Source organism: Kaistella sp. SH40-3 (genome assembly GCF_030686865.1).
Classification (GTDB): Bacteria; Bacteroidota; Bacteroidia; order Flavobacteriales; family Weeksellaceae; genus Kaistella.
In genome coordinates this window covers 564,114-577,483 of sequence record NZ_JAQYUS010000001.1, presented here as the reverse complement: position 1 = coordinate 577,483, position 13,370 = coordinate 564,114, and the positions used below count along the sequence as shown (strand labels likewise).

9 protein-coding genes are annotated in these 13,370 nt (G+C 33.9%); 1 reads left to right on the top strand and 8 read right to left on the bottom strand.

Annotated features, from left to right (window positions below):
• Positions 1–16: 16 nt before the first annotated feature.
• Positions 17–2,164 carry a ribonuclease R gene (rnr, locus tag PUH65_RS02620; protein ID WP_305518323.1) on the bottom strand — a complete coding sequence of 716 codons (2,148 nt, stop codon included), beginning with the start codon at positions 2,162–2,164 and terminating at the stop codon, positions 17–19.
• Between the two features lie 33 nt (positions 2,165–2,197).
• Complete coding sequence (gene rpiB / locus PUH65_RS02615) at positions 2,198–2,629, bottom strand: ribose 5-phosphate isomerase B (protein ID WP_305518322.1); 432 nt, start codon at positions 2,627–2,629, stop codon at positions 2,198–2,200.
• A 622-nt stretch (positions 2,630–3,251) separates the two neighbouring features.
• Here rpiB and pgk point away from each other — a divergent pair.
• Positions 3,252–4,442, top strand: a complete 1,191-nt coding sequence (gene pgk / locus PUH65_RS02610) for a phosphoglycerate kinase (RefSeq protein WP_305518321.1) — start codon at positions 3,252–3,254, stop codon at positions 4,440–4,442.
• 438 nt (positions 4,443–4,880) lie between these two features.
• On the opposite strand, the gene PUH65_RS02605 is transcribed toward pgk, so the two are convergent.
• The 6 genes from PUH65_RS02605 to PUH65_RS02580 all read right to left on the bottom strand — a co-directional run bounded on the left by PUH65_RS02605 (position 4,881) and on the right by PUH65_RS02580 (position 13,370).
• Positions 4,881–5,699 (bottom strand): class I SAM-dependent methyltransferase, encoded by an 819-nt coding sequence (locus PUH65_RS02605; protein WP_305518320.1) that lies wholly within the window; start codon positions 5,697–5,699, stop codon positions 4,881–4,883.
• A gap of 62 nt (positions 5,700–5,761) precedes the next feature.
• Positions 5,762–7,621 (bottom strand): tRNA uridine-5-carboxymethylaminomethyl(34) synthesis enzyme MnmG, encoded by a 1,860-nt coding sequence (gene mnmG, locus PUH65_RS02600; protein ID WP_305518319.1) that lies wholly within the window; start codon positions 7,619–7,621, stop codon positions 5,762–5,764.
• A 139-nt stretch (positions 7,622–7,760) separates the two neighbouring features.
• On the bottom strand, positions 7,761–8,168 hold the full coding sequence (ybeY, locus tag PUH65_RS02595) for an rRNA maturation RNase YbeY (RefSeq protein WP_305518318.1): 408 nt from the start codon (positions 8,166–8,168) through the stop codon (positions 7,761–7,763).
• A gap of 4 nt (positions 8,169–8,172) precedes the next feature.
• Positions 8,173–10,338 (bottom strand): patatin-like phospholipase family protein, encoded by a 2,166-nt coding sequence (locus tag PUH65_RS02590; RefSeq protein ID WP_305518317.1) that lies wholly within the window; start codon positions 10,336–10,338, stop codon positions 8,173–8,175.
• Positions 10,339–12,783, bottom strand: coding sequence for a bifunctional UDP-N-acetylmuramoyl-tripeptide:D-alanyl-D-alanine ligase/alanine racemase (locus tag PUH65_RS02585; protein ID WP_305518316.1), 2,445 nt, complete (start codon positions 12,781–12,783; stop codon positions 10,339–10,341).
• Positions 12,780–13,370: a thymidine kinase gene (locus PUH65_RS02580; RefSeq protein WP_305518315.1), complete on the bottom strand. Its 591-nt coding sequence runs from the start codon at positions 13,368–13,370 to the stop codon at positions 12,780–12,782. The genes PUH65_RS02585 and PUH65_RS02580 overlap by 4 nt, the downstream gene beginning before the upstream one ends.

Sequence of the window (13,370 nt, the reverse complement as noted above, 5' to 3'; positions counted from 1 at the left end):
GATAATACTCGGTCATTTAAACAATCTTGAAATCCAATTGTTTTTGAATTAAATTGGCTTTCATTACTCTAATCGTAACTTCGTCGCCAAGTTGGTATTTATTTCCTGTTCTACTACCAAAAACCGCGTGGCTTCTAGCATCGTAAGAATAAGAATCATCCATTAAATCTCTTAATTTAATAAGACCTTCTGCACCGTTTTCAGGAATCTGAACCCAGAATCCAAAATCAGCAACACCAGAAATAACACCCGTGAAATCTTCACCCAAATGTTTTTCCATAAACTTAACCTGCATGAATTTGATGGAATCTCTTTCAGCATCAGAAGCCAGTTTTTCCATTGAACTGCAATGTTTACACTTATCTTCTAACTCTTGTTTTTGCGGTGATTTACCGCCATCTAAATAATGCTGCAACAAACGGTGCGCAATTAAATCGGGATAACGACGGATAGGAGAGGTGAAGTGGGAATAGTACTCAAACCCCAAACCGTAATGGCCAATCGGATCCGTAGAGTAAATCGCTTTACTCATCGAACGCATTGCCAAGGTTTCAATCATATTTTCCTCCGGCTTTCCGTTAACATCACTTAGTAATTTGTTAATTGACTGTGCTACTTTTTTGGTATTCGCTAAATCCATAGTGTACCCAAAAGTACCTACGAAATCACGTAATGCTTCTAATTTAGCCGGATCTGGATCATCGTGAATTCTATAAATAAAAGTATTATTCGTCGGAGCGCCTTTCTTATTTAAGGAAATAAATTCAGAAACTTTTCGGTTGGCAAGCAACATAAATTCTTCAATCAAATGATTAGAATCTTTACTCACTTTAAAATAAACACCAATTGGCTGACTGTTTTCATCTAAATTAAAGCGGACTTCGCTTCTGTCAAAAGTAATCGCACCGTTTTCAATACGGGCTTTTCTCATGATTTTTGCCAGTCGATCTAAAGTTAAAATTTCTTCAACCAAATCACCTTCCTGGGTTTCGATTCTTTCCTGTGCTTCTTCATAAGCGAATTTTCGGTCAGAATAAATGATGGTTCTACCAAACCACTGACTTTGAATTTCTGCTTTATCATTTAATTCGAAAACGGCAGAAAAAGTATATTTTTCTTCATTTGGTCGAAGTGAACAAACGTCATTACTTAAAACTTCGGGCAACATCGGAACCACGCGATCAACCAGATAAACCGAGGTCGCACGTTTATAGGCTTCTGTATCGATGATTGTTCCCGGGGTAACATAATGAGAAACATCGGCGATATGAACTCCGATTTCCCAGTTTCCGTTGTCTAATTTCTGAATAGAAAGAGCATCATCAAAATCTTTTGCATCTTTCGGATCAATCGTAAACGTACAGACTCCACGCATATCACGGCGTTTTGCAACTTCATGATCATGAATTCTACGGTCGATTCCCTGGGCTTCTTTTTCTACTTCTTCCGGGAAATCATACGGCAATCCGTATTCTGCTAAAATGGAATGAATCTCTGTTTCGTGTTCGCCTGGAGCACCTAAAACTTTGATAATTTCACCTTCAGGATTTTTATCTCCGGCTTTCCAGTCGATCATTTTCACGACCACTTTATCACCATCCTGCGCTCCGCCAATTTTACCTTGCGGAACAAAAATATCAGTATTAATGTGTTTTTTATCTCCGACTACAAAACCAAAGTCTTTATGTTTAATGAACTGAAACGTTCCCACAAACTGATCGCGTTTTCTTTCCATGACCTCCAATACCGAACCTTCCATTTTTTTACCTTTAAATTTATAGGTAACAATTAGTACGGTATCGCCTTGTAGAGCGTCTTTTACATTTTTTGAATGAATGAAAATATCCTCATCGGACCCAGCGACTTTTACATATGCATTTCCGGCCTGATTGAAATCGATAGTACCTGTTAAAGTTCCTTCAATCTTAAGATTAATGATATATTTTCCTTTGTCAACTTCTTTAATTCTTTGATCTGCAAGTAGTTTGTGAAGTGACTGAATAACCAGTTCACGCTGTCTCGGATTTTTATAATCTATACCGTCTGAAATCTGCTTATAATTATAGATTTTCGAAGAATTATTATTCATAAAACGAAGAATCAGTCGCCCGATTTCCTGTAGTTTATGATTATTTTTATCTGAGAAGTATTTTCCTTTTGCCATTTATTATGGATTGTATTTATATAGAAGAAGGGTTTAACAAGTCGAAATCTTTTCAACTCTGTTTTGATGTCTTCCACCTTCGAAAGGAGTATTGAGGAACGTATCAACAATATCTGTAGCCAATTGGCTGGCGATAAAACGCGCTGGAAGTGCAATCATATTCGCGTCGTTATGTTGACGGGATAGACTGGCAAGTTCAGGCATCCAACATAAGGCACACCGTATTTTCTGATGCTTATTGGCTGTAATCGCAACGCCTTGACCACTTCCACAAATAAGAATTCCAAATTCATTTCTTCCCTGCTCAATGGATTCTGCGGCTGGATGTACGAAATCGGGGTAATCCACAGAGTCTGGGGAAAAAGTGCCGAAATCTTCTACTTCAAATTTACCTTCCAAATGTTTTTTAATGATTTCTTTGTATTCGAAACCGGCATGATCGCATGCAATTGCTATTTTTTTCATAATTGATCTTTAAACTCAATATTCAATTCAGACAAATTTAACATTAATAAAATAAAAAATATTCTGTTCCAGATTAAATCTTCGTAATCATTCTATCTAAAGTGGAGTTATGCGATATATTATAGATCAGTACAATAAACATTATCATCTTTATAAATAACTTGGGGACAACGTACATAATTCATGTTGATAAGTTTATTGAACATTGTCTTTCAGATTTGAATAAATTTTATAATAGACATTAGTTTTCAAAAAGACCGAATATTCTTTCAAAAAATTGTTGGGGTTCAATTCCAAAGTTGTTAAGATTTGGGTTATAAATATTAACTTTAATTCAGAGTTATTAACATTTGTTAACAACCACTATATTAAAATGATAATCAACTATTTAAAATATGGATAAAGTATGATTAAAGGCAGAAGTAAATGGGACGAAAAATTAAAATTTATTTCTCCCCAAACTACCGAACTACAACAACATCATTCATATTCTTATTTATATAAAAAGAAAGTAATGTAGATAAAATGAGGTTTTGTGGATTGTGGATTTTTAAATCGAATTTAATTTTGAATCGAGGGAATAAATGGTAAATTTGTGAAACTTAAAAACGGAGAAAATTTTATGAAAACAATTAACGATTTTAACTTCAAAGATAAAAAGGCTTTGGTAAGAGTGGATTTTAATGTTCCGCAAGACGCAGATTTTAAAGTAACTGATAACACAAGAATTCAAGCGGTAAAACCCACGATCGAAAAGATTTTGAATGACGGTGGATCAGTAATTTTATTGACTCATTTAGGTCGTCCAAAAGGAAAAGTTTCAGAAGAATTTTCTTTAAAAAACATACTTCGTGAAATTGAAAAAGTTTTAGGAAAATCAATTAAATTTTGCACTGACTGTATTGGTGAGGAAGCAAAGAGAATGAGTGCTGATTTGCAGCCTGGTGAAATTCTTTTATTAGAGAATGTTCGTTTTCATAATGAAGAAGAAAATGGTGATGCAGATTTTGCAAAACAGTTAGCAGATCTAGGAGATGCTTATGTGAATGATGCTTTCGGAACTGCACACAGAGCACACGCTTCGACGGCAGTTATTGCACAATATTTTCCTTCAACTAAATTTTTCGGTTTATTAATGGCGAAAGAATTAGAAGCGATTGATAAAGTATTGAAAAGTGGTGAAAAACCGATCACCGCGATTTTAGGTGGATCAAAAGTTTCCAGTAAAATTACCATTATTGAAAATATGTTACCGGCGATTGATAATTTAATTATTGGTGGTGGTATGGCTTTTACGTTTATTAGAGCCTTAGGTGGCGAGATTGGTAACTCCTTGGTAGAGGTAGATAAGCAAACTTTGGCTTTAGAAATTTTAGCGAAAGCCAAATCTCAGAATGTAGCGGTTTATTTACCAGTTGATTCTGTTATTGCTAATGATTTCAACAACGATGCAGAACAAAAAGAAGTTGACATTTATGAAATTCCAAATGGTTGGATGGGCTTAGATGCAGGTGTGAGATCAAGGAAAATATTTCATGATGTGATTATGAATTCGAGAACTATTTTGTGGAATGGCCCGATTGGAGTTTTCGAAATGTCTAATTTTGCAGCAGGAACAGTTACATTGGGAGACAGCATTGCCGAAGCAACCAAGTTAGGCGCTTTTTCCCTTGTTGGAGGCGGTGACAGCGTTGCATTTGTGAAACAGTTCGGGTATGATGACAAAGTAACTTATGTTTCAACAGGAGGAGGAGCGATGCTCGAAAGTTTAGAAGGAATGGAATTACCTGGAGTAAAAGCAATCAATAATTAATATTGAACTAAAGTTTTAGTTTAATTATAGAAAAAAGTTTCCTAGTACTAGGAAACTTTTTTATTTTTAATTTTTGAATCCTTTTGAAATCGAGTGAAAGATAATTTGAACTACAAAATTTAAGAAGGAATAAATACTTTTAAAAAGTTCGCTTTGATTCTGAAGATTAGATATTTTTAATTTCTACTTATTTTAAAGTGAAAATTAATTCTTATATGAGTTTATTAAAAATTACAAGGATTCTAAAAATTCTAAAAATTTGATTTTTATTTCCAACTGATAAAACTTTTATTTCTAAAAAAAATCAATTCAAATTTGTGCTTTCTATTTTTTTTTTATTTTTTTAAACTTTGAAATTTCTATAAAAGTAAGGAAATCTTAATTTTTAGTCAAAAAGACTAAAAATTAACCTTCAGAAACCTATTAAAAATCAATTATCTATTTTTTTTCGATAATATATATCAAACTGGAAAATTCGCCGGATTTTAATGCTTTAGCGTTAGAAATGGCTCCGAAGATCAAACCTTTTAACCATGAAAGTGATGATTTTTGATATTTTTCACTTAACATTGAAATATAAAAGGAATCGAGTAGGAGTGGTTTTACTTTTTTAATTTTCCAGGAATCGGTGTTCATTAATTTTTCCATTCCTGATTTTGAGAAATGAAAGATATGTCTTGGGACATCATAAGCCGCCCAAAATTGTTTATATTTTAAAGCATCGTAAGAAGTTGGATTTGGAACCGCGATAATTAAGACTCCGTTTTTTTTTAATTTATTGTGAAACTGTTTTAAAATTTCGTCCTGATTTTCGATGTGTTCGAAAACATGCCATAAAGTAATTGCATCCAAAGTTTCATCTTGAATATAATCAAGACTGTTAATAATTTTAGTTTTCTTTACTTTTTGAGTTGCATACTGTCTGGCCGAATCACTTGGTTCAAAACCTAAAGTTTCAAAATCATTTTCTATATATTTTACAAATTCTCCCGCACCACATCCATAATCTAAAACAGTTTTATCTTTTCCTACAAAATCAAATAAAATATTTTTTTTGTACTTCAGGTTAAAATTCTGCAGAAACTTATAAAGTTTTACTTTTAAAGAACCAGAATCCTGATGATGAGAAATGTAATCTTTGCTATCATAATACGCAGAAATATTTGCCGGAATATTTTGGGTTTTATAAACTCCTGGAATTGCCGTTTCTTTAATTTCGAATTCTTCCTGAGTTAAAAAATGGTCTTTTATTTTCATTATTATTTCTTAATACCTACAAAATATTTTAAACTTAATTAGTAAATGTTTCACGTGAAACATTATTTTAAATAGATTAATAAAATATTGATATCCGCAGGGGAGACTCCACTAATTCTTGCTGCTTGTGCAATCGTTTTTGGTCTTACTTTATTGAATTTCTGCTTGGCTTCTGCAGATAATGATTTAAGATTATCATAATCAAAATCGTCGGCAATTTTAATGGTTTCCAAACGGGTAAGTTTTGCTACATTATCTTTTTCTTTTTCAATGTACCCTCGGTATTTGATATTAATCTCTGCCTGCTCTTTTACTTCAGTTGAGTATTGATGCGTAACCTCTTTAATGAAATCGATTTCTTCTAATTTCTCCAAAGTCATATTCGGTCTGGTTAAAATTTGAGCCGAACGGTAAGCCTGGTCAACAGGAGCAGAAGATATACTTTCTAGAATTGGATTAATAACTCCTGGTTTTAGAGAAGTGTCTTTTAAGAAACTTTCTAATTGATTGCTTTTATCAATTTTTTCCTGAACTCTGATCAATCGTTCTTCATTCGCTAAACCTAAATTATAAGACTTCTCTGTCAAACGAATATCTGCATTATCCTGTCTTAATAAGAGTCTATATTCTGCTCTGGAGGTAAACATACGATAAGGTTCATCAGTACCTTTCGTAATTAAATCATCGATAAGAACACCAATGTATGCTTCGTCTCTGTTTAATGTAAATATCTCTTTATCGTGGACTTTATTGTGCGCATTAATTCCGGCAATTAATCCTTGTCCGCCTGCTTCTTCATAACCCGTTGTTCCATTAATTTGACCTGCAAAATAAAGGTTTTCGATTAATTTAGTTTCTAAAGTATGGTGCAATTGAGTAGGAGGGAAGTAGTCATATTCTATAGCATAACCTGGACGGAATACTTTTGCATTTGCAAATCCTGGGATATGTCGCATTGCTTTTAACTGAATATCTTCTGGTAGTGAAGAACTGAATCCATTAACATAGATTTCAACAGTTCGCCAACCTTCCGGTTCTACAAATAACTGATGACGTTCGCGCTCTGCAAATCGATTAATTTTATCTTCAATACTTGGACAGTATCTTGGACCAATACTTTGAATAGTTCCATTAAACATGGGACTTCTATCAAAACCTTCGCGTAAAATTTCATGAACGGTCTCGTTGGTATAAACGATATGACAACTCATTTGTTTGGTTAATTTCGGATTGTCTAAATAGGAGAAATTTTTAGGATTTTCATCCCCTTTTTGTTCTTCCATTTTGGAGTAATCAAGTGATCGTCCATCTACACGAGGTGGAGTTCCTGTTTTCATTCGTCCAGATTCGAACCCAAGTGAAACTAATTGTTCGGTAATTCCGAAAGCGCGAGGTTCGCCCATTCGTCCGCCACCAAGTTGTTTATCGCCTACGTGTATTAATCCATTCAGAAAAGTACCATTGGTTAGTACTACTGATTTTCCTCTGATTTCAAGTCCTAAAGAAGTTATTACTCCGGCAACCCGATTATTTTCGATGATTAAACTCTTCACCATATCCTGGAAGAAGTCCAGATTTGGAGTTTTTTCTAATGCAATTCTCCATTCTTCTGCAAAGAGCATTCTGTCGTTTTGCGTTCTTGGAGACCACATTGCAGGACCTTTTGACAGGTTAAGCATTTTGAATTGAATAGCAGATTTGTCTGCGATTATTCCAGAATAACCTCCCATTGCATCGATTTCTCGAACAATCTGCCCTTTTGCAATTCCGCCCATAGCAGGATTACAAGACATTTGCCCGATGGTTTGCATATTCATTGTAATGAGTAGGGTTTTAGAACCTAAGTTGGCAGCAGCAGCGGCTGCTTCTGAACCAGCATGTCCGGCACCTACTACAATAACGTCGTATATTTCGTTTATCATTTTGATCTATTAAAATGTTTCACGTGAAACATTATTAAGTTTTTGGTTAATTTTCGTGGTCTTTAGCCCCGATGGAAGCGGTATCCTATTGTGTAGCGGCAGCGAAACAATAGATATAGCGGACAGCGGGAAAAGGCTCCTAAAAAATATTGAGATAGAAATCTTCTTTGTTGCGCATTTCCGTCTGTTCTTCATTGGTTTTATCTTTGTAACCACATAAATGAAGAATCCCGTGGGCTAAAACTCTGTTTAATTCTGAAGTAAAGTCTTTGGAAAGCGTCATTGCATTTTCGGAAATGCGGGGCAAAGATACGTAAATATCTGCGGAAATGGTTTTGCCTTTTACATAGTCAAACGTGATCACATCGGTATAGTAGTCATGATTTAGAAAATCCTGATTTACTTTTAGCAAACCTTCATCTGATAAGAAAATGTAATTGATCGTACCTAATTTTTTACTTTCTTGATTGATAAGTTCTCCTAACCACTCTGTCGTTCTAGAATCAATTTCTATTGGGGCGATATTTTCAAAGAAAAATTGTATCATATTTTTAAAACCAATGTCCCAGAATTACACTGAACATTCCTCTTTTTACTTTTAATGAATGGCTGTAATTAATTTTAATTTGACCAAACGGTGATTTGTAACCAGCAGTTAGTCCTGCTGAAGAATCTGAAACATGTAAAATATCGTCAACATTTAAATCATTAAAAAGATTAGCGAAGGAGAAGTTGGCATCTGCAAAGAAATTTTTATTTAATTTAAACTGTGCAGTACTGGATGAAACTAATATGTTTTGTGCAACAGACTGCCCAAATTGATAACCCTGAAATGTAACAAAATTACCTAGATTTTGATCAAATATTCCACCCATTCTGTAATTATAATATGGACTGAGGTTATCACCAATAGTGAATCCGCCATATAAACCAAGACGATAGGTGAGCCAATTTGTTACTGGAAAATTGAGTTGCGTGTTTGCCTTCAGTTGAAATATTTTACCATCATCGAATTTATCTAAGATATCGAGTACTTTTCCTTCAACATTTAAATAAAATCCTCTCGTGGCGAAACTACGGTCATCTCGGGTATCGCTTTTAATAAAAGCATAGGCATTCACGAAATTTTGCGGATTTGAATATCCATTTTCTCCTGTAATCTTGGCTTCAAAATAATCATTACTAAGACCTGCACCTATTGCAAATTTATCTCTCCAGATGGATTGTAAAAACACTTCATTTCTGAACCAATTCCATTTTTCATAAATATTCCCAGAATCATCCTTTAGATCTAAAGACATTCCAGATGCGTAAACTCCTAAACCAGGAATATAACCATTATCAATAAAATAATTGAAATAATAACGAGGTTGATCTCCAACAATAATATCTAAAGAAACAGTGGAGTTTCGGAATAAAAGTCTTTTGGCAGTTGCATTTAAGAGTAAGCCTGTTTTAAAAATTTCATCATAATGCAATCCGAATTTTAGGAAAAACCGAGTATCATCTTCTGTAACGTTCAATTGTAAGTAATTCTTATCATCTTGTTGAATGATATCGTAATTGATTAATCTGTAATTATTGGTCGCATACAATTTATCAATCATTTTATTGATTCCGCCGTAGGTTTGAAGTGACGGAACCTTCAAATTCATTTTCCCTAACACATAATTTTTTCTAAAAATATGGTCGTTTACCAGTATAAGACTGTCAATTTTATAGACATTAGAGTAAATATTACTTAGAGGTGCCCGAAGTTTTTTATCTTCCTTTTTTGGGAGTAAAGAAAGCGGTTCTATATATTTTTGCGCTTCTACATAACCAGAGTCCAAAATGGCTTGTTTCATGTCGTAACTGGTAGCACCCATCCCTTCCAGATTTGGATGAATATTGATATCCGTGTATTTATACTGATTTTTTGTTTCTTTCTGAATACCGAAATCGATGACCTGGTTTAAGATTGAAATTGCAGATTGCAGATCTTTTCGGCTGGCTAATCCCTGGCTTAAATCTACTCCAATTACAATGTCTATTCCTTTATCTTTTAATGGTTTCGATGGATAATTAATCGTCATTGCGCCATCAATATAAAGCGAATCTCCAATTTTTACGGGATCCATTAAAGAAGGAAAGGCTGAACTGGCCATGATCGAACTCACTAAATCCCCGCTTTCAAATAACTGCATTTCGCCGCTCTCCAGATTTGTGGCAACACACATAAAAGGAATGGGTAATTTAGAAAAATCAGAAATGGTAGAAACGTTTTTAAAAAGTTCTTTTAATAAATAAATATTTTTCTGACCAGTTGAAATTGCTTTAGGCAGCACATTTATTTTACCATTTTTAACAGGAATAGTCAAGAGGTATTTATCAACTGATTTATTGAAAAAAGAAGTTTCCTGTCGGTTTTTTTCATTCGCAATAATCGAATAAAAATCCGTATCCATGACTATTTTTTCAATTTCTTTACCCGTATATCCCGAAGCATATAATCCACCAACAATAGATCCCATGCTTGTTCCAGAGATATAATCAATTTTTACTCCTAAAGAATCCAGAACTTTTAAAACTCCAATATGGGCGAAACCTTTGGCGCCACCGCCAGAAAGTGATAAACCTATTTTTGGATTAGATGGAACAGTGAAACCTTCTTTAACCTGACTTTTCGCCTGAAAACTCAGCAACAAAAGAAATAAAAATGATAGATAGTTTTTCATTTAATCTTTGATATAAATTCGTTTTACACGTCGTGAAATTGAGGTTAAAACTTCGTAAGAAATTGTTTTACAATATTCTGCAAAATCCTCTAGCGAAGGATTTGAATTAAAGATGATGACTTCTTCACCTTCTTTTACTAAAGAAGTCTCTAAATCGATCATCATCATATCCATGCAAACATTGCCAACGATAGGAAAAAGTTCTTTTCTGATGCCTACAAAACCAGAATTATTGCCAACTAATCTCGGAATTCCATCTGCATAACCAACTGGTATTGTTGCGATTCGGGTATCTTTTATGGCTTTGAATCTTCGGTTATAACCAACAGATTCGCCTGCTTTAACTTCTGATATTTGCGAAATAACCGTTTTAAAAGTAACTGCGCTTTTTAACTGTTTTTTAATTTCAGCATTGGCAGAAATTCCGACCATCCCAATCCCTATTCGAACCATATCAAACTGATAATCAGTAAAGTTTACAATTCCTGAAGTGTTCAGAATATGCCGTATTGGTTGCTCTTTAATCCCTTTAATTAATTTCTGTGAATTTTCATTAAAGATATGAATTTGTTCTAAAGTATATTCATTTTCCTCATCGTCATCAGAAGAGGATAAATGGCTGAATATGGATTTTAACTTCACATTCATCAACTTCAACTTTTCAATGAGTTCACTCAGTTCATCTTTCTTAAAACCAAGACGATGCATTCCTGTTTCTAGTTTAATATGAATTGGATATCGATGTTGAATACCTTTTTGAACTAGCTTTTCATTGAACAATTCAAGCACACGGAAACTGTATATTTCCGGTTCCAAATTATAATCGATGATAATATTATAACTGTGTTGTTCCGGATTCATCACCATAATTGGCGTTGTAATTCCGTTTTTACGTAAATCAACGCCTTCGTCAGCATATGCAACTCCTAAATAATCGATGTGGTGGTGTTGCAGAAATTCCGCTATTTCATAACCACCCAAACCGTAAGAATAGGCTTTTACCATGGCCATCATTTTGGTTTCTGGTTTTAAAAGTGCTTTGTGAACGTTGATATTGTGTAAAATCGAATTCAAATTCACTTCTAAAACAGTATCGTGTTTCTGAAGTTCTAAGTAAGATTTTACCTTATCTATTTCAAATTTGCGGGCACCTTTTAGTAAAATCAAGTGATCTTCTATTTGGTTAAGATGTGCGCTTTCAATGAGTTCAGTCGTATTATTGAAAGTGGAAGTTGTAGACTGAAAAAGTTTTTCAAATTTTGTAATTTCTTCTCCAATTAAAAAGACAGATTTGAAATTTTGCTCATTGGTTAATGCGGAAACTTCCTGATAAAGTTGGTCTGCGTTTTTTCCTTCTACAAAATCGGTGAGGATTAAAGTTTTATTGGGTTTATTATATTCTTTAATATTCTGAAATGCAATTTTCAAAGAATCTAAATCTAAATTGAATGAATCATTGATAATCAGATTATTACGAATACCATTCACGCTTTCCAACCTCATTTCTACTGATTTCAGCGCATTCAGTTTCTCTATAATTTTTGAATTTTCAAAACCAAATTCCTTCAAAGTAGAAATCACACATAATGCATTGCTAATGGTCGCTTCATCACGTTGGTTAATTGGAACAGAAAACTCTTCCTCAAAATATTGAATAATGAGGCCTTGAGTTTTATCGGTCCAGTTATTTTTAATAAAAACATCATTATGATTTTTTAATCCAAATGATATTAATTTTTTACTTGAATTGAATTGATTCATTTTGGTATAAACCAATTCATTATCGCCGTTAAAAATAATCGTTTTAGAATTTATAAAGAGGATTAATTTTTCGTCTATCAATTCATCTACAGATTCGAAATTGGAAGAATGCGCAGAACCGATATGGGTTAGAATTCCGATTTGAGGAGAGAAAATATCTTCGAGAATTTTCATTTCCTCAGGCTTTGAAATGCCAACTTCAAAAATGCCTAATTGATGTTTTTTATTAATTTCCAATAAAGAAAGCGGAAGTCCTAATTGCGAGTTAAAACTTTTCGGACTTTTCACTGTAGCATAATCATGAAAGAGTGATTGATAGAGCCATTCCTTTACAATTGTTTTTCCATTACTACCCGTAATTCCAATCGTTTTTAATGAAAATTGCTGGAGATGATATTTTGCGAATTTTTGAAGAAATTTCAAAGAATTGTCAACAATGATCCAAGTAATATTGTCATACTGTGGAAAATGATGTTCAGAAATAATGATATCAATTCCTTTCTCTATGGCAGATTCGATATATTTTTCGCCAGAATTTTTTGAAGTATTAATAGCTAAAAAAGCAGTGTCGTTTACAGAAAATAGAGTTCTACTGTCGTAGGCTATATTTTTGATGTGCAGATTTTCGTCACCAATGAACTGGGATCCTGTAATTTCTGCAATTTGTTTGGTGGTATAATTCATTTATTTTCGTTGTTCAGAAACTCTTCATTGAAAACTTTTCTGCTCACCGCTTCGTAACTATCTGTTTCGCCCAATTGAACTAAATCTTTATTGGCAGAAGTTCTCATAGAATGATTCGCAAGATTTCCTGTTCTTTTGCAAATAGCGTGCACTTTTGTAACATATTCCGCAGTGGCCATTAAATTGGGAATGGGTCCGAAAGGTCTGCCCATAAAATCCATATCCAAACCAGCAATGACAACTCTTATGCCGCTGTTAGCCAGTTTATTAGCAACTTCAACAATACTTTCATCGAAAAACTGCGCTTCATCAATTCCGACTACATGACAGTTGGAGCCCAGAAGTAAAATTTCACTTGGACTTTCTACAGGGGTGCTTCGGATTTTATTTTGATTGTGAGAAACAACTTCTTCTTCTGCATACCGAGTATCCAGTTTTGGTTTAAAGATTTCCACGTTTTGACCAGCCATTTCTGCACGGCGTAAACGGCGGATTAACTCTTCAGTTTTTCCCGAAAACATCGAGCCGCAGATAACTTCCATCCAGCCGCTTTGTTTTGCGTGATTTATTGTATTTTCTAAAAACAT

Bases quoted from the DNA above. Each gene is read 5' to 3' on its own strand.
- rnr (WP_305518323.1), bottom strand. From the start codon at position 2,164: ATGGCAAAAGGAAAATACTTCTCAGATAAAAATAATCATAAACTACAG.
- rpiB (WP_305518322.1), bottom strand. From the start codon at position 2,629: ATGAAAAAAATAGCAATTGCATGCGATCATGCCGGTTTCGAATACAAA.
- pgk (WP_305518321.1), top strand. From the start codon at position 3,252: ATGAAAACAATTAACGATTTTAACTTCAAAGATAAAAAGGCTTTGGTA.
- PUH65_RS02605 (WP_305518320.1), bottom strand. From the start codon at position 5,699: ATGAAAATAAAAGACCATTTTTTAACTCAGGAAGAATTCGAAATTAAA.
- mnmG (WP_305518319.1), bottom strand. From the start codon at position 7,621: ATGATAAACGAAATATACGACGTTATTGTAGTAGGTGCCGGACATGCT.
- ybeY (WP_305518318.1), bottom strand. From the start codon at position 8,168: ATGATACAATTTTTCTTTGAAAATATCGCCCCAATAGAAATTGATTCT.
- PUH65_RS02590 (WP_305518317.1), bottom strand. From the start codon at position 10,338: ATGAAAAACTATCTATCATTTTTATTTCTTTTGTTGCTGAGTTTTCAG.
- PUH65_RS02585 (WP_305518316.1), bottom strand. From the start codon at position 12,783: ATGAATTATACCACCAAACAAATTGCAGAAATTACAGGATCCCAGTTC.
- PUH65_RS02580 (WP_305518315.1), bottom strand. From the start codon at position 13,370: ATGTTTTTAGAAAATACAATAAATCACGCAAAACAAAGCGGCTGGATG.